The 18,535-nt window shown below is 36.5% G+C and carries 14 protein-coding genes; 10 read left to right on the top strand and 4 right to left on the bottom strand.

Going from position 1 to position 18,535, the window contains the following annotated elements; all coding sequences use genetic code 11:
- Positions 1–184: 184 nt before the first annotated feature.
- Positions 185–667, top strand: coding sequence for a cytidine deaminase (locus AsAng_RS01995; protein WP_264791098.1), 483 nt, complete (start codon positions 185–187; stop codon positions 665–667).
- A 312-nt stretch (positions 668–979) separates the two neighbouring features.
- Positions 980–2,998: a glycosyltransferase family 39 protein gene (locus tag AsAng_RS01990; protein WP_264791097.1), complete on the top strand. Its 2,019-nt coding sequence runs from the start codon at positions 980–982 to the stop codon at positions 2,996–2,998.
- 48 nt (positions 2,999–3,046) lie between these two features.
- Here AsAng_RS01990 and AsAng_RS01985 read toward each other — a convergent pair whose 3' ends face one another.
- On the bottom strand, positions 3,047–4,519 hold the full coding sequence (locus tag AsAng_RS01985; protein WP_264791096.1) for an OmpA family protein: 1,473 nt from the start codon (positions 4,517–4,519) through the stop codon (positions 3,047–3,049).
- A gap of 591 nt (positions 4,520–5,110) precedes the next feature.
- Between AsAng_RS01985 and AsAng_RS01980 the strand changes: the two genes are divergently transcribed.
- Positions 5,111–5,632 (top strand): CAP domain-containing protein, encoded by a 522-nt coding sequence (locus AsAng_RS01980; protein WP_264791095.1) that lies wholly within the window; start codon positions 5,111–5,113, stop codon positions 5,630–5,632.
- Between the two features lie 195 nt (positions 5,633–5,827).
- Here the strand turns inward: AsAng_RS01980 and AsAng_RS01975 are convergent, their stop codons facing one another.
- Positions 5,828–7,690: an alkaline phosphatase D family protein gene (locus AsAng_RS01975; protein ID WP_264791094.1), complete on the bottom strand. Its 1,863-nt coding sequence runs from the start codon at positions 7,688–7,690 to the stop codon at positions 5,828–5,830.
- A gap of 586 nt (positions 7,691–8,276) precedes the next feature.
- On the opposite strand from AsAng_RS01975, the gene AsAng_RS01970 reads away from it, so the two are divergent.
- Positions 8,277–8,846, top strand: a complete 570-nt coding sequence (locus AsAng_RS01970) for a DUF642 domain-containing protein (protein ID WP_264791093.1) — start codon at positions 8,277–8,279, stop codon at positions 8,844–8,846.
- Here the strand turns inward: AsAng_RS01970 and AsAng_RS01965 are convergent.
- Both AsAng_RS01965 and porG read right to left on the bottom strand, forming a co-directional pair.
- Positions 8,843–9,799, bottom strand: a complete 957-nt coding sequence (locus AsAng_RS01965) for an endonuclease/exonuclease/phosphatase family protein (protein WP_264791092.1) — start codon at positions 9,797–9,799, stop codon at positions 8,843–8,845. The genes AsAng_RS01970 and AsAng_RS01965 overlap by 4 nt on opposite strands.
- On the bottom strand, positions 9,732–10,604 hold the full coding sequence (porG, locus tag AsAng_RS01960; RefSeq protein WP_264791091.1) for a type IX secretion system protein PorG: 873 nt from the start codon (positions 10,602–10,604) through the stop codon (positions 9,732–9,734). The genes AsAng_RS01965 and porG overlap by 68 nt, the downstream gene beginning before the upstream one ends.
- A gap of 707 nt (positions 10,605–11,311) precedes the next feature.
- Between porG and arsM the strand changes: the two genes are divergently transcribed.
- The 6 genes from arsM (at position 11,312) to AsAng_RS01930 (ending at position 18,456) form a co-directional block, all read left to right on the top strand.
- Positions 11,312–12,286 carry an arsenosugar biosynthesis arsenite methyltransferase ArsM gene (gene arsM / locus AsAng_RS01955; protein WP_264791090.1) on the top strand — a complete coding sequence of 325 codons (975 nt, stop codon included), beginning with the start codon at positions 11,312–11,314 and terminating at the stop codon, positions 12,284–12,286.
- A 184-nt stretch (positions 12,287–12,470) separates the two neighbouring features.
- Positions 12,471–15,635 carry a TonB-dependent receptor gene (locus AsAng_RS01950; protein ID WP_264791089.1) on the top strand — a complete coding sequence of 1,055 codons (3,165 nt, stop codon included), beginning with the start codon at positions 12,471–12,473 and terminating at the stop codon, positions 15,633–15,635.
- Between the two features lie 287 nt (positions 15,636–15,922).
- The gene (locus AsAng_RS01945; protein WP_264791088.1) at positions 15,923–16,423 is read left to right on the top strand and encodes a GNAT family N-acetyltransferase; all 501 of its coding nucleotides are present in this window, start codon (positions 15,923–15,925) and stop codon (positions 16,421–16,423) included.
- A gap of 108 nt (positions 16,424–16,531) precedes the next feature.
- A complete protein-coding gene (locus AsAng_RS01940) occupies positions 16,532–17,023 on the top strand; it encodes a hypothetical protein (protein ID WP_264791087.1) in 492 nt (163 codons plus the stop codon).
- A gap of 9 nt (positions 17,024–17,032) precedes the next feature.
- Positions 17,033–17,803 carry a 5'/3'-nucleotidase SurE gene (gene surE / locus AsAng_RS01935; RefSeq protein ID WP_264791086.1) on the top strand — a complete coding sequence of 257 codons (771 nt, stop codon included), beginning with the start codon at positions 17,033–17,035 and terminating at the stop codon, positions 17,801–17,803.
- A 344-nt stretch (positions 17,804–18,147) separates the two neighbouring features.
- Positions 18,148–18,456, top strand: a complete 309-nt coding sequence (locus AsAng_RS01930) for a hypothetical protein (protein WP_264791085.1) — start codon at positions 18,148–18,150, stop codon at positions 18,454–18,456.
- Positions 18,457–18,535: the final 79 nt, after the last annotated feature.

Below are 18,535 nucleotides of genomic sequence, written 5' to 3'. Positions count from 1 at the left end.
CTTTCTTTAACAAATTCGTTAAGAATTCAACCTAAAAAGTTGACCAAGTAACCGTTAAAAAATTAAAATTTTATTTTCAGGATCATAACTATAGCAAATGTAGTTTTCCTATCAAAAAAACCATAATTCCCCAAAGGATATTTTACAATTCATTTATAATATTCTAAGAAACGAAAGAATTAGTATGAAAAAGATCACCTTACAATCAACAATAGAAGTTGCCAATCAATTATCAGAACTAAATGCGATTGATGCCGATTTATTGAAGCGAGCCAAAGAAGCAGCCAAAGGAGCCTATGCCCCTTATTCAAATTTTAAAGTTGGAGCAGCGGTTCTAATGAATAATGGAGCCATTGTTATTGGTAGCAATCAAGAAAATGCAGCCTTCCCTGTGACCATGTGTGGCGAACGAAACGCCATTTTTTCGGCAGCCGCTCAATATCCTAATACGCCAATTATAGCCGTTGCCATTACGATTATTAGTGCAGAGGGGCAAATTGATCGACCTGTTCCTCCTTGTGGTTCTTGTCGCCAAGTGATTTATGAAAATGAAGTAAGACATCAAACGGATATTCGCATTATCTTGCAAGGAGATTTGGGCGACATCTATGTCATTCAAAGTGTAAAAGATGTCCTTCCCTTATTATTTGACGCTTCTTACTTATAAGCAACAACCGCTAAAAGATCTTGTCTATCCTTGCCCAAGAATCATTTTTAATTTTTATTTTTGGAAAAGATCAACTTAAATACCTACCTCCTAACTAAATACACTGTGTAATAAATTTTTCAATATTTTTAAGCATACCTTTTGCTCGCTGTTTTTGTTCTGTGCCCGCTCTGATAGCTAAGGCGATCAAGCTCTGAGCCGCCTCAACAGCAACAAAAACCGAGCAGATCGAGCTCTCTATTGTAAAAACACTAAACTACGTTTTACATAGCGTACTAAATTGGGACAAACGCATCCATATTTTAATTAGATATGACAAAGCATAGAAAAAAAAGCCGCCAAAAAAGTTCAAAAAGAAACAAGCCTACCCAAAACCAACCGATTGCTGCAATTCCCACCTCTCCACCAAGCACTCCTATTGCTACTTCTACCTACAAAATAAGCTGGTTGTTTGCGCTTTTGGGAGCAGTGCTATATCTCAACACCTTAGGGCATCAATATGCTTTTGATGATTTTATTGTCATTACAGGCAATGATTTTACGCAGCAAGGATTTAAAGGGATTTACGATCTAATGACACGTGATTTTTTTGAAGGAATTTATGGCGAGCAAGGCATGGACCTAACAGGAGGTCGTTATCGCCCCCTTTCTTTGGTGATGTTTGCCATCGAATATCAGTTCTTTGGGCTTAATCCCTTCGTGGGGCATTTTATCAATGTGCTGTTGTATGCCCTCACTGGTTTTATGTTGTTTCGGGTCTTAAACAATTGGCTGGACAAAATAGAAGGAGGCACGGTAATCGCTTTTATTGCAACACTTTTATTTGTTGTTCATCCCATTCATACCGAAGTGGTTGCCAACATTAAGAGTAGAGATGAAATTGTTGGTTTGTTGCTCATTTTAGCTACTTTGCAAGGAATTTATTTGATTGTAGAAAAAAAACAGCAAGCAAAACTCCCACTTACCTTATTGGCTTTTTTTATGGCAATGTTGTCCAAAGAAAATGCCTTTACCTTTATTGCCCTGATTCCTCTTTCGCTCTTTGTGCTTCAAAAAATATCGTTTCCAAAAGCGTTTCAATTGAGCTTGCCTTTTTTTGCCATAGCCTTGGTTTACCTTGCAGTAAGAACGGGCATGTTGTATAAAGAGCTTCCCGCAGAATTGGTCATAACTGAAAATCCTGATATTATGGAAAATCCATTTGTAGGAGCAGATTTAGCGACTCGTTTAGCGACGATAGGAGTTATTTTATTGCACTATCTTTTATTGCTGGTTTACCCCCATCCCATGGCAGCCGATTATTCCTTCAATCAAATTCCTTGGACTAGCTTTGCCGATCCCGTTGCCTTATTGGGTTGGGGCTTGTATTTTGCCCTTGGTATCTATGCCGCTATAAAAATCTGGAAACGAGATATTATTGCACTAGGCATTTTATATTATTTGGCTCCTTTATCCTTGGTTTGTAACCTGTTCTTTAACATTGGCGCTCCTATGGCAGATCGTTTTTTGTATGTTCCATCCTTAGGTTTTTGCTTAATTGTAGGCTTTTTATTGGTAAAAATCGGCAACGTATATCGATTGGAACAATTAAAAAAGAACCTCCCAATTGCAGCAAGTTTGGTATTGGTCACCTTACTGTTTTCAGGAAAAACAATTGCTCGAAATCCTGATTGGTACGACAATAAGACGCTATTTAGCAAAGACCGCCTAGCCAGCCCACAAAGTGCCAAAATGCAGTATTATTATGCCAATTCTTTAATTCAAGAATTTTTAGATCAAAATAACAATAACCAAGCACTAAGCCCAAATCAAATGGCCTTATTGGATTCGGCAGAAGCTGGTTTTAAACGCTCTTATGCCATCAACCCTAAATTTCATCATACCACTTATAATTTAGGCTTGGTTAATCTCCACAAAAAGAATGCGCAAGAAGCTCTAAAATGGTTTCAATATACCCTAACGCTAGAACCTCATCATGGCATTTCGCATGAACAATTGGTGCGGGTATATGGAGAGTTTTTAAAACAGCCCGATAAAGCTATGGAACATTTAACGATTGTATTGAGTACACCAGAAGGGCAAAGTCATGCGTCTAACTACCAACATTTGGGCATTTTACACGCCATGAAAGGCGACCTAAAAGCTGCGGAACCAGCCTTTGTAAAAGCAGCAAAAATGGATCCCAGTATTGCCAAAAACTGTTATAATAACCTCGCTGGTATGTTTAACAACTTGGCAGCAACAGCGCAAAGTCAAGGAGATCAAAGCGCCGCAACAGCCTATTCGAAAAAAGCGCAAACCTATCAGCAATTGGCCGCACAAGCACAATAAACATAGGGATGCTTTGGCAAGCATTTTGAGCTTGCCAAAGCATCATTTTTACTCTTGAACTCTCACCCCATCTTTATAGGCTACTACTTTAGCTCTAGGAAATTGTTTTTGATATTTTTTCAAGACCTCTTGTGCTTCATTATAATCCTTATAATCGCCAATTAAAAAGGCATAATGACGCTCTTTTAATACGTCCAAAAACACTTGATCAAATTCATAAAACATAAAATGATTGGTTGATAAATCGCCTTCCTTATCTAACATTTGGAGCTTGTACCCTGTATAATTTAGCTCCATCGTTTGGGGTTTAGAAGGTGTTTTTCGATGGTACAACTCTGTTTTGGCTCCTGATTCAGCATAAGCCTCATTGTTTGCATTCAAGATAAGATCAAAATTGCGTTCCTGCATCATAGAAGCCAAAGAACGAACCTTGCTGGGATCTTCTGCCAAAATATCAATTACAGTCAATTCTGTTCGTCTATTTTGTTGGTGCAACTCTTCCAGACAATCTACTCCATCTACACAAGAATTTAGCGGCTGTGTTTCGCCATAACCTTTGGCTTCTATCTGATTGGGTTTAAGTTTTACTTTTGATTTAATATAATTAACAACAGCATTTGCCCTGCGTTGCGACAACTCCAAATTGGTCTGTGCTTTTCCTCTACAATCGGTATGAGCACTTAACTCTACTACAATTTGAGGATTGTCATACATCATTTTAGCCAATTCATCTAATGGAGCATAAGCCTCTGGACGTAGGGTTGCTTTTCCTAGATCATAATAAATATTGTCCATTTTCATTTTTTCATTCAGCACCATTTTTTTCAGCTTAACATTTGCCCCTAAAGTGCCTCTCGTATTCTCTTTGGTTAGATTTTCGGTTACACTTGGCGTTACCGTTCCAAAGCCCTCCATACAAAGAATGCAGCCATTAACATTCACATTGGCCCGCATACGTTTGGTATAATAGCCTTCTTTTCGAATCAAAAAGATATACTCGTTTCCCTGCTCTAAATTACATTGAATCATGTGCGTAGGATGCTTTGCGATATTAATGATCTCTTCTTGAAGCGTATTGTTATAGATCTCAATTCTAGTTCCCTCTACCCCATAAGCAGGCGCTCCAGGATTATCAGGATCCACCAAATCCGTTAACGACATATCCAAGATATACCCAGGCAAGCGAGACATTTCAACCTTTGTAAAAATACCTTCGTTGGCAATCCTCCCCTTTGTTGTAATTTTGGTAAAAGCCCTTTTATAGGCGGGTTTTTGGGCTTCTATATTGTAAACACCTCCTGTTATTGGAATCTTGACTTCAAATTTTCCCTGTCGATTTGTGGTCACCTCAAATCGGTGTTTTTGATCACTGGACGTAATTTTGACGGTTACAGCATTAATATATCCTCGATTATTGCTTTCATAAATATAACCTACCAATACAATATTTGGTGTTCCTTGGGCAACTAAAACAACCCGAAACAAAAGAAAAATTAAAAATGTAAGTATATACTTCATCATTTTATGCATAAGTTTTTGAAGTTGTTTAAAAATATAGTTCTTTGATCTCTTATTTGGATTATTGTTTTTTGTCACTAAAAGGTAAACAAACTTAATACAATATTAAATATAAGAAACTAGTTTAATTCATTAGCAATCCCTCAAATTAAAACTTAATAGAACCGATCAAAACACAGTGCCTTAAGATCAATTGCACTTATTAGTTATTGTTCTATATTTCTGAGATAAGTTATAAAAGGGGGAATGTAGATTGACCAACTATGATTTGGGAGGGGCATCTTGTTTAAGATGGCATAATTATTTATAGTTGTATAAGAGTATTCTAAGAAGTTGTTTAAAAATAAGCTAATATTCTAAATGACATCTCTTTTTCCTCCACTCATCGTTAAAAATTAGCTCCATAGCTAAGGCTATGCACCAAATTTTTGTCTTGATTATAGAAAAAATAGTACTCATTTTTAATGCAATCCCATTTTTAAACAACTTCTAACTAAAGAAACAAAATTTAAGCTGATCAACAAAACATCTGTTCATCTAAAATTACACTAAATATTTTTTACTCCTAGTTGAGTAGTCAATTCAATTATTACTATGAAACACTTTTTTGCTGTCCTTTTCTTATTTTTTCCATTGATTTTTGTAGCTCAAAATTTTAATGGAATTCCTAGTGGAGAAGAAAAAATAAATTCCTCTAAAGAAAGTTTTGAAAAAGAGCTATTAGATTTGGTCAATAAAGAACGAGCCAAACGAAATAGAAAGCCTTTACAATGGAATCAACAACTAACTTATGCTGCTCGGTACCATGCTAAGGATATGGCTGTTGACAATTATTTTGATCACGATTCAAAAGATCAGCGCAAGAATGGTTCTCACAAAAAAATATGTTCTGTCTTTGATCGTATGAATCAATTTCTAGGAGAAGCTATTTTTGCAAGAGCAGAGAATATTGCCATTGGTAGCAAAACGCCTCAAGAAGTAATGAAAGATTGGATGTCGAGCAAAGGACATCGAAGAAATATATTAGACAAGGACACTAAGTATATTGGGTTGGCCTATATTTATGTCCCGAATAGCAAGTGGGGCACTTATTGGGTTCAAAATTTTGGGATGTAATTCTAAAAAAAACTCCAATTATTGTTCATAATTTTTCTCTGAGTACAAGTACAGGACAACTAATCTTAATGGTTCATTAAAATTAGTTGTCCTGTTAGAGTTTTTCTTTAATAGAAGTTATTTCATTTTCGCCTATACAACTCTATTATTTCATGAGTGCTAGGCAGTTCGTAATAACTTCTAATGTATCTATGCTTATTTTTTTACAACAATCCGTTGTTCTCTTTGACCATTAATGTCCAATACCAAAACATAGGTACCAGCAGTTAGGTTATTAATACCAAAGGTAGCTCTTTGAATCCCACTGGCAACCGTTCCAAAATCTTGGGTTGCTAAATTTCGCCCCAAGGCATCAAACAAATACATTTTAACTGGTCCCTCTTGGGTAATCGTGTACTGAATTGTAATTTGATCGTTAAATGGATTGGGATAAATACTCAATAATACATTCTCAAATTTTTCATTTACAGGAGTCGTAGAGGTAATACAATTTCTAGGGTTAAACGGTGCTGGTATTCCAATTTGGCTAGCGTTGGGCAAGGCAGCGCTGGTCGCACTACTCAAATGGCGTGTTCCATCATCTGTCTTCCAAGAAGTACCATAATTTTCAACGGTACTAAGTTGGTCTATTCTATCCACATAAAACCAATCTGCCTGCGCTCTAGTTTTGTTGACATCCAAAACATAATAGCCTTTTTCTGCCAAGTCAATATATTTCATATGACCATTTAAGCCTTGCAATACAGGAGCCCCTACAGACTGTGCAGCCGCCAAACCTGGTGAGGTAACACTGGTCACAACAAATTCAACTCCAGCAGAGCCCGATCCTGTACTACTATTGTAAGTAGCAGTAGGCAAATCATTCGCCCATGAAGTGTGGATATCCCCCGTTAGTACCACTACATTTTGAATATTATTGGCAAAAATTGAATCGTATAAGCTGGTACGCTCTGTTTCGTAAGCATCCCACTGGTCATCGTTGCCATATTGTTGCCCCCAAGGAGTCGGATTAACATCAAAAGGAGCCATCATAACTTGTTGCCCAATAATTTGCCATTGTGCGGTAGAAGTATCCATATTGTTGCACAACCAATCAAATTGAGATTGCCCTAAAATAGTACGTCCTGGTGCTGTTGCATTCGTCCATCCCTGTTCCTCTCTTCCCTGCAAACGAGTATCCAACATGTGTAATTCTAACAAATCACCATAGCGAAATTTTCGATAGATGCGCTGTGTATCTACTGCTGGATCAGGCATACGCAAAGGCATCCATTCGTAATATGCTTTAATGGCTTCTGCCTTTCGGTTAAACCAATTCCCTTCTCCAGTGTCGTGATTTTCTGCTCCTCCATACCAAGAATCGTTGGCGGTTTCATGATCGTCCCAAATACAAATAAAGGGATACTGCTGATGCAGACGCATCAAGGAGGCATCCAAACGATAATGAGACAAACGCATTCTATAATCGCTCAAATTTACAATTTCACTAGAAGGTTGATACGTGCGATCATTTCCATATTCACCATCTCCATATTCGTAATAATAATCTCCTAAATGTAAAACAGCTGACACATCATTGCGATCGGTAATTCGATCATAGGCATTAAAATAACCATGAGCATAAGAAGCACATGAAACAACCGCAAAACGCAAACTGTCTACATCTCCTATTGGTGCTGTTTTGGTTCGACCAATGACAGACAATAGACCATCTGACTCAAATTCATAGTAATAAAAAGTATTCGGCAGCAGTCCTGTCACATCTACCTTAACGGTAAAATCTATAGCATTGGTGGTGACCATTGTCCCAGAATCAATAACGTTATTCATAGCGGTATCCGTTGCAACTCTCCACGTTACATTTTCTACCGTGTCGGTTGTTGTTACTCGTGTCCAAATAATAACTGCATCACTCAACGGGTCGCCAGATGCAACACCATGATAAAATGGAGCCAAACTTGATCGTGCACCCGATCGTGTAGCATCCTGACTAGATCCTTGTGCTGTCATAATGGTAGACAGTGTCATCAACAAGCAAAGAGTTAATATTATTTTCATAAATAACGGATTGATTTTTGTATTAGAAGTTTATTGTTAGTCAAAGTATAAGAATTAACTTTTTGGTTAATTTATAAATCTCAAAAGAAGCCAATTCTTCTTTCTAGAGAATCTGCGAATATACATAAATCCTAACAAAAAAAATAGCCTATTTTTGTTAAACATTTGTAATCTATTTCTAAATAAAAGTGTTTATACCATAAAAGCTATTTAGCACCTGAGGGGCTCTAAGAAAATAAACGAAGTTCATTTTTATATTAAAAAAAGCAAAATACCTAAGTACAGGATAACCCCAGCTTGCTGGCTCACGAGCAAAGCGAGCTAAACTTAAAACACTCCCCGTTTGCTGGCGAGCTAGTATCTAAGATTGGGATATAAGTTTTAGCTTAAACGCTACTTTTCAAGTATTCTTTATCTGTTCTGTTTTGTACTCAGGTTAAATATAATTAACAAACAAATATTTTCGAGCTCCACAATAAATACTTTTTTTTTTGTACTTTACTGCTACCATGTAATACAAGAATAGACTTAATACTCCAATTTTCTCTGCCATTATTTTTTAATTCTTATAACCACATTTAATCTAATGCTAAAATCACTACTTGTCGTTTCTAGTTTCTTATTTTTTGTTACTTCTCTTGTAGCTCAAGATAATTTAATAAAAAATGGTCATTTTGCGGAGGGCACCAAAAATTGGAATGTACTACTTTTGGATAAGAGTCAGCCGATAAAGGCTCACATTGAGCATGCAGATTCATACAAAGAATATGGTCTTGCCGATAATTTTGTTGGTACTAATTTCGTTGAATTAGATCAAAAATCAGCAATAGAACAGACCATTTTGACTCGCAAAGGGGAAAGCTATACGCTGCTGTTTGCTTATGCGCATCGCCCTAATGCTGGCACCAAACAATTGATTGTAACCGCTGGCAACAGAGCTATTTATACTAAAACAATCAAAAACACAGAAGCTGCTGGAAATTTCACTTACAAGCATGTTACTTTTATAGCTACCGAAAACGAAACAAAGATTGGTTTCCACTCTGTTTCTATCTTAGGAGGCGCAGAAGACATGGGAATTTTGCTAACGGATGTATTATGCAATTTCACCTCAGAAGTAGATTTAGATCGTTTTGTTTCTGACAAAAAATTCTAATCAATTCCTTCGTTAGATAATACTATATCGGCAACAATCCCGTAATGATCTGCTAAGTCAATCATTTTGCCTTTATGCTCCTGTTTTAAACGCAAAATATGCTGATTAAGGATTGTTGTATTGGTCTCATGAGCCTGTAAAAAAATGTAATCTAATTGTATGCCCTGAGCATGATTATTCCAAGAATTCTTAGCATCAATGGTATAGGGTTCTTGGTCATTCAACGGGAAATCTTTGACCTGCATGATCTCTATCATCTTTGTATATTGTGCTACATTTGACTTACGAGTATTCATATCTCCCATCACAAAAACGGACCTGTTGGCGATATAGTTTCTATCTAACAATTTACGAATGTCTTGATACTGCAAAACTCTATGTGCTACTGCTTGGCTTGAGTTTCCAGACTGAAGATGTGTCCCCGCTACATAAAATTCTTGTCCCTCTTTTTCTGCTTTCACCAAGGTACAACCTTTGGCTGCCCAGCCATCTTCATGCACTCCTTTGGCATAAATTACATGATCTATGTACTTCATGGGAATGCGGCTAACAATGAGAATACCATTGCTTGTTAGACATCCTTTTGCTATTTTGGTATCTACTTGATAAGGATATTGCTCCTTTAATTCTCGTTTTAACTTACGTTTTATATCTCGGTCAAACACTTCTTGAAAAACAATAAGATCATAAGGAGCTTCTTTACAGTGCTCAATAATCCATGGTGCTCTAATTCGTTGTTTTTTTCGCAACGCTTTAGAAAAAAGTGCCAAAGAGTTGGGAAGCATTTGGATATTCCAACACACAATCTTAGCTTCTACAGGCTTAGATTGGGCCCAAGATACCAATGGCAACAGCAAGACCATTCCCAAGCCTATCCACCAATATTTACATCCACCTTCCATTCCCTTTTTTCTTTGGTTTGGTTCCTCTTCTACGTTTCTTTTTCTTCTCAAAATAAATGTATTTGTGCAAACTGTAGGTCAAAGAAAATCCCATAAATGAGTACCAATCCTTCCCCACATGTCCTCTAGGGTTGCCTGCTTGTTCGATTTGATTCCCATCTTTATCATAGGTTCGATTGGACAAGTTTGCTGCCATGTCTCCATTACCAGTACGAAGTTCATTCAAAGGGACATAATCGCCACTAACATCATCTAGATAATCGGTAAACGTTTTGCGCAAACCAAACTCAAAGGATAGGTTAAATCGTTTGCTGACGCAAAATTTAATACCAATCCCAGCTGGAATAGAAATTTCTACCAAGCTATATTTAGCCGAATAACCGTCCATTCCTTGTCCTTCTGTCCCCAAAGGTTGCAAATAAACCTGTTTACCTTTGTAAGTGGTAAAAGGGTTAAAATGAAATACTGCTATTCCAACAAAACCATAAGGTGTAATTGGCTTAAAATTACGTTTGGGATGAAAAGGTAAAATATTCACTTGTGCCAAAGCAGAAAACTCTAATATCTGTGAATGAAAATTTAAGTTCCGCTGACGGCGACCAGAATCATAATTAGAGTTTTGGTCGCTCCCTTTTATCTGCCCCCAAATAAGATTTCCTCGAATGGCAACTCTATCTGTAAAGTTATATTGATAAGTAGCCCCCATTCCAAAATTAGTTCCTAAAAAATATTCCTTAGAAGGCACTAAATCACCCAAATAATTAGTTGCTCCCATTAATATTCCTACTTCACTATATTGCCCCAAAAGGTTTGAGCTATTAATGATGATTAACAAACAGAATAAAGTTATCTTCATGTATTATTTTTTTAGTAAAAAAATTGCTACCCTTTATTAGACATTATCACAAATGAAATGGTATGCCTATTGATTAAAAATCTTAACCTAAAAAATAATGCTTTATAAAATAAACGCATTATTGGTACAAATTATTTCAAATCAGGTATTCAGCAACAAATATAGTGTTTTCTTAAGCTATATTTTAGTGTTTTTTCAAAGCAATTTTACACCTATATTTTTAATAAAAATAACTATCTAATAGATACTAATCCTTTTACAAAAAGTAAACATAGCTCTCCTTTGAGCACTCGATATTCATCAATTTTCAAAAAGAAATACAAAAACTCTTGAACAAAAAAGTTTTAAATGAGTTTGTATTAAAAGGTTTGCATTAGGTTCGACTACTCTAAGTTCGCTAAATTCAAATGCAAGCATTCAATCAACACAAAATTTCATCTAGTATTTTATAAATTATTTTATTTAAGTATCTTTACAACTCTCTTTTTTTTAAATTTTACACCTAATATCTTTTAGAGTACCCCCCAAGATAGGTGGTTAATAATAAATGTAGCGGTATTGGTGTGTTCTTGGAAACCCACAAGTCATACCATCAGCAAATCTAAAAAGTACATTGAGGACTCAATTTATCGCCAATGGGCAATTGATCTCATCAGTATCTTTATTTTATTACATTGTCATTGGCAATTCTAAAAATATTAATGGTTATGGAAAAAATGTATCTAGAAACAACCAAGGATGTTTACAAACAAGCAGCAGAGACTCCAGATGTTGGGCTATGTTGTACAACTACTCCTATTTGGCAACTTCCTGGTTTGGACATTCCTAAAATTATGCTAGAAATGAACTATGGTTGTGGTAGCACCGTCAACCCCAGAGATCTAGTAAATAATCCCAAAATCTTATACGTAGGTGTAGGAGGAGGAATGGAATTACTCCAGTTTTCTTATTTCAGTCGTCAAAAATCAGGCGTTGTAGGTGTGGATGTTGTTGATGAAATGTTAACTGCCTCTCGTGAAAATTTCAAAGAAGCAGAAGCCTTAAATCCTTGGTTCAAATCTGAGTTTGTTGACCTCAAAAAAGGAGATGCCTTAAATTTGCCCGTAGCAGATGAATCCATTGATGTTGCTGCTCAAAATTGTTTGTTCAATATTTTCAAATTAGAGGATTTAAAAAAGGCACTTGAAGAAGTTTATCGCACCTTAAAACCTCATGGAAGATTGGTCATGTCTGATCCTACTTGTGAACAAGACATGCCTGACGAATTGAGAAACGATGATCGATTAAGAGCCTTGTGCTTAAGTGGTTCCATCCCTTTACAAGATTATATCGACATGATTACTAGCGTAGGATTCGGAACGGTTGAGGTTCGTGCTAAACGCCCTTATCGCATCTTAGATCCTAAGCATTATAATACCAATGAATTGATCTACATTGAAAGTGTAGAGGTTTGTGCCATCAAGGATCCTATGCCTGAGGATGGTCCTTGTGTCTTTACAGGAAAAACAGCCATTTATTATGGTGATGAGGAATTTTTTGACGATGAAAAAGGACACACTTTGTTGCAAAATCAACCTATTGCCATTTGTGACAAAACAGCAAAAGCACTAAGTGATTTAGGGCGTAAAGATATTTATATTTCTGACTCTACTTTTTTCTATGATGGAGGAGGTTGCTGTTAAATTCGTTAGATTCTACTAATTTTGCCCCTATAAACCAATCGCTAGATTGGCTTATAGGATCTTTTTTGAGCAAAAAAATTCTTAGTATTGTATCCCCCGTATACAATGAGCAGCACATAGGATCTTTTGAAGATAAGGCTTAAACCCTGTCATTATTTCATCTACCTTAATCACAGCTTTTACAATGAATTATTTAACCAGTTTCTTACTGATCTTGGGACTACCTTTCTTTGCCTATAGCCAAATTACAACGGGAAGTATAGAGGGGATTATTACTGATTTTGAAGACAAAGAGCCACTAATTGGAGCAACGATTGTTGCTACACACACACCTACAGGAACTCAATATTTTCAAACTGTCCAAATAGATGGTAGTTATATCCTTTCTAACCTAAGATCAGGGGGACCTTATACCCTAGAAGTGAGCTATGTTGGCTTTGAAAAATTGGAACAAAAGGACATTTATGTAAGTATTGGTCAGGCTACTAAAGTTAGTTTACAATTAAAAACAAAGTCTGTTGTTGATGCTCCTATTGTTGTAACCGTTGACAAAGACGATCCTTTTAGTGGTACCAAAGATGGGGTTGGAACCAATATTGGTAAAAAACAACTGAAACATACGCCCACACTCAATCGAAGTTTGCAAGACATTACACGATTGAGTCCCAATGGTTTTCAAAGCTCTTTTGGGGGTAACAATTACCGATTTAACAATTTAAGTATTGATGGGGTATCCAACAATGATGTAATTGGTTTTCAAGACCCTGCATCTGGCGCAGGAGGCTCTGTTGCTTCGGGAACCCCTGGAGCATTGGCTGGTTCTCAGCCCATTAGTTTGGATGCAATAGAAGAAGTACAACTATCCTTATCCCCTTTTGATGTGCGAATGGGGAATTTTACAGGTGCCAATATCAATACTGTAACTCGTGGAGGAACCAACCAATTCTCAGGGTCTGTCTATTTATTTGGTCGCAACCAATGGCTAACAGGTTTGAGTGTTGACGATGGAAAAACACCGATTAACAGTTATTATGATGTTAATATGGGAGGACGTTTAGGGGGTGCGATTATAAAAAATAAACTTTTCTTTTTTGCCAATTATGAATTTGCTTCTCGCAATGAGCCCATTCTAAATGTACCAGGTACTCCATCTTCTAATGTTCCTAGAGAAGTTGTGGACCAAATAACCCAACATTTAGTAACTAATTATGGTTATGATCCTGGCAGTTCTGAAGCAACGAACATCGAACAAACCAGCCACAAAATTTTTGCTCGATTTGACTGGAACATTGCTAAAAATCATCAACTTACCCTGCGTGACAACTTAGTGTTTGCCTATGCCGATCGTCTTGAACGAGGCTCTTCTATCTTTAAATATGGCTCTCAAGCGTACCGTCACCACAGTCGTAATAATAGCTTGGTAGCAGAACTAAAAAGTAGCTTTGACCACAATATGTCCAATCATCTTATCTTAGGTTGGAACAATATGAAAGACAACCGAACCTTTGATGGTAACATCTTTCCACATATTGAAATTGGCTACAATACTTCCAATACTATTTTTATTGGCCCTTATCGAGAAGCTTCTATTTATGGGGTCAATGTCAATTCTTTTCAGTTTACCGATAACTTTACCATTCATCGCAAAAAACACAAAATCACAATAGGAACCAACAATGATTTTTATGACATACACTATTGTTTTTTGACGGCATGGAATGGTCGTTGGGAATATAAGACCGTGGATAATTTTCTCAACAATACCCCTTCTAGAATTAGAGGCGTTTACAATTACACCAATAATGATTATAACTTTAACCGCTATCAACCTTCTGCCAAATTTGGGCTTGCGTTGTTAAGCGTATATGTTCAAGACCGTTTTCGTGTCAATGAGCGTTTTTCTATTACAGGAGGAATCCGTTTAGACCTTCAAGTCAACCTAAATCCTGCTCCTGTTAATGCAGAAGTAGCAGCTACGCCCGAATTTGCTAATTATGGCAACCAATATGGCGGTATTCCTCAATTTAATCCTCGTTTAGCCTTCAATTGGATCATGGACAACAATGAGCGTTTTCAGTTGAGGGGTGGCACAGGTATTTATTCGGGTAGAATTCCTTTTGCTTGGTATGCTTATTCCTATTATATTTCTGGGAATAGCTATGGAAATATAGACCTCAAACCCAACGGGGCTATGGTTCCTCTAACCGATAATCTAATTGATTTGCGCAATCAACAGCCCAACTTAACAGAAATTAACTTGGTCGAAAATAACTTTAAGTTGCCTTCTGTTTGGCGTTCTAGCCTAGCATTTGATATTAAGCTTCCGCATCGAATTTTTGTAACGGTTGAAGGGATGTTCTCCAAATCATTAACCGCTATTGTTTTTAAATCGCTCAATCTAAAAGATTCTACGGCTCAGTATGCAGGGGCAGACAACCGAAGCTATTATTTAGGTTCTAGTAGTGATCGAAAAATCAACCCTAACTTTACCAATGTATTTGGTTTGGGCAACACAGACAAAGGTTATCAGTACAGCATCTCCTTAACTGCCACCAAAAAAATTGGCAATTTCTTTAATGCCTTTGTTGCGTATACCTTTGGAGAAAGCAAAGATTTAGTCAATGGGGTTCGGAATTCTATGGCTGCCAATTTCAGTTGGAACCAAGCCGTAAATTCTAACGAATTAGCATTAACCTATTCCAATTTTGATATTCGTCATCGCTTTGTTTTTAATGTAAGTTATTTGCACAAATGGTCCAAAAGTCATGAAACAAGCCTTAACCTAGTAGCAACCGTTCGATCTGGGAGTCCTTTTTCTTTTGTTTATGCAGGTGATTTAAATAAAGACGGTTCTAGTAAAAACGATGTCGTCTATATTCCTAGAAATGCCAGTGAAATTCGTTTTGACGATATAAAAGATGATATGGGAAATGTTGTTACTACAGCAGCTCAACAATGGGAACAATTGGATAACTATATTAATAACAATGCTTATTTGAACCAAAATAGAGGAAATTACGCCAATAGAAATGGAGCTAGAACGCCGTGGAATGGTCAAATCGACTTGCGCTTGTCTCATACGATTTATTTCAAACGTGAAAAAAATAATCAGCGACTAGAGATTTCGTTGGACATTATTAATTTTGCTAATCTATTAAATCACAAATGGGGATGGCAAGCATTCGTTCCCAATTTGCGCAATGCTTCTTACAATTTACTAGATTTCAAACGAATAGACAGTGACCAAACGCCTGTTTTTCAATTCAACAATCCACAAGGCGATCCTTGGCAGATTGACCAACTCAATTCTAGATGGCAAATGCAATTGGGCTTGCGTTGGTCGTTTTAAGTTGCGTTGTTGTTAGAAAAGATTTAACTCGTAATAGGAGTTTTATTTTTTTAATTTAAAAAGGTAATAATTTGATAATTTGAAGCTGTCTAGCTCTTTCAGCTTCAAACTATCAAATTTCTCTATTTTCAAATCATAAGCTTGTTTTTAACACAAAGAACAAGGTTGATTACAATTGATTTCTTACCTTTATAGCCATTCAGCCAACAACTAATAAAGTATTTTTTTGCTTTTTAAAAACGAGTTGTTTGGGGCTGTTACTTTTTATATTCTAACAACAACAACCAATGAACTATACAATTCGTGCTCTAAAAACTTCTGATGTTCCAGAATACCTAGCACTTACAAAATACATTGATGCTGAAACCGATTTTTTAGGTTCTGCCCCAACCGATCCTCGACCATCTATGATGCAAGTCATTGGTATGGTAAAAGCACAACATCAAATTATTTTTGTAGCAGAAGATGAGCAAGGATTAGTAGGACATCTTGGCGCATTTTGGCGAAGAGGTAAAGGAGAACGCTTGCAGCATTGTATGACTGTTGGATTAGGTGTTCTCAAAAAATGTTGGGGGCAAGGTATTGGAAATGCCTTGTTTGAAGCCTTAGAGAGCTGGGCTACTGCCAATGGAATTAGCCGCTTAGAATTGGAGGTAATGACGCACAACAAAGCTGCCATTGCCCTCTATCGAAAACGTGGTTTTGAAATTGAAGGCACCAAACGTAACTCTATAAAAATGGGCACACAGTACATTGATGAACATCTTATGGCCAAACTGTTGGTTTAATTCCATCGTGATCTATTGAGGCATTCTTTGGAATCTCTTTCTAATAGCTTCCTAATATTTATTTTTATTGAGCAGCTCGCTATTTTTCATTCACACATTTGCTTTATTATGACCATAAAAATTTCTACGTTATTGCTTTTAACAGGGCTTTTTTGGAGTGCTTGTACCTCTCCAGTCAACAACTCTACTCCTGAGCAGCCGAAGACCGAACCTGAGGTTACGACACCAACAAAAGCCCCTAGTTCCACCAACGCTTCTCGCCCTACAGTAGAAGAAATCAAAAAAATTCTTATTGGGGACTGGATAGAAGATTCTATTGAATTCAAGAAAAATTACAATATGCCTCCCCCTCCTGTACAAAATACAAGAGTTCGTTACCAAGAAGATGGATTTGTTTATATTCCAGGCGTGCTTTTGGCAGAAGAACATTGGGACAAATGGGAAGTTGCCAACGATTCAACCTTGCACATCATCAAACGCAAAGGCTATGGCGTTCGAGTTTGTAACATTGATAGCATTGGTCAAGATTTAATCCGCTATAGATTACAAACGCCTTCTATGGAACGAAAAATAACCCTCTTAAGAATAAAAAACCAATAATTTACACTAATGCAAAAAAAACCAACCATCCTAATTTGTAATGACGATGGCATTACCGCTTTAGGAATTAGAAATTTAGTCGCTGTTGCTCGTGAATTTGGCAATATAGTAGTTGTAGCACCAGACAGCCCACAATCTGCCCAAGGGCACTCTATCACCATTGAAGATCCGATTCGTATCCATAGCTCTGATATTTTTGGTTCGGAAGTACAAGCTTACGAATGCTCTGGAACGCCTGTTGATTGTATTAAAATTGCCAAAAATGTTATTCTAAAAGACCAAACGATTGATCTTTGTCTTTCTGGAATCAATCATGGCTCCAATGCATCTACGAATGTAATTTATTCAGGAACAATGTCCGCAGCAATGGAAGCATCTATGGAAGGGATTCCATCCATTGGTTTCTCATTGTTAGATTTTGACCCCAATGCAGATTTTACAGCTTCCAAACATTTTGTTCGCAAAATAGTTGCCAATGCCTTGGAAAAAGGACTTGGAGATACCTTATTGCTAAATGTGAACATCCCTAAGTTACCAATAGAGGAGATAAACGGCATTCGTATTTGTCGCCAAGCCAAAGGTTATTGGGCTGAAGATTTTCAAAAGGGAACAGACCCTATTGGACGTCCTTATTATTGGTTGACTGGCAAGTATATTTATCAAGATGAAGGCGAAGACTCTGATATTTGGGCCTTGGAGAACGGTTATGTGTCGGTTGTTCCTGTCATGCACGATTTGACGCATCATACGGCTATTGATAGTTTACAGCATTTTGAATAGACTGTAACCTTTTTAAAAAGGTGTATTATTACAATACCTAAGAAGTCTTTAGAATTATTTTAGTTTATTTAAAAATGTATTAATAGGTTCCTTATTAATACATTTTTAGGTAAGCACCTGATTAACTTTAGTTCGGCAAAAAACCTTATTAAATTGATTTTTAGGCACTTAAAAACAACTGGGACATTTTTCGTAAATATTTATAAATCAATCTAATAAAATGGTGCTTTTTTGATTTTTTAACAAAAATCAAAAAATTACCGAACTATTATGATTAATATACATAGTGTAAATTTAAGCAATCTTTTTGTACTGTTTACATTAACTACTAATGAAGCTGATATATGCTAAAAAATACGTTTACCAATGGCTTGATTCTAGGAATTTTGATTCCGCTTCTGGCCTACCCTGTCATCTATTTATTTGATTATTCACTGATTAATTCCGATTCTGTTAACATCACTGGCAACAATAGTTTTTTGTGGACAGGGTTCAAAAAAAGCACCTTACTTCTAATGGCGTTTTGTTGTAATCTAATTCCAACTTATTTTGCCAATAAGCGATATATGGAAGAATTTATTCGTGGTATTATGGTACCAACCGTTATTTATTGTTTCATTTGGTTTTTCTACTTTAAAGAAAGCTTATTTTAGGCAAATTGATTTTTTGACTTGATTTTGATTCTTGAATGCTCAATTGCATTTAGAAAAATTGTAAGTTTGCTTTGGTAAT

Source organism: Aureispira anguillae (assembly GCF_026000115.1).
Lineage (GTDB): Bacteria > Bacteroidota > Bacteroidia > Chitinophagales > Saprospiraceae > Aureispira > Aureispira anguillae.
Note: the sequence above shows the minus strand (reverse complement) of the source record. Positions and strands in the feature narration are given on the sequence as shown.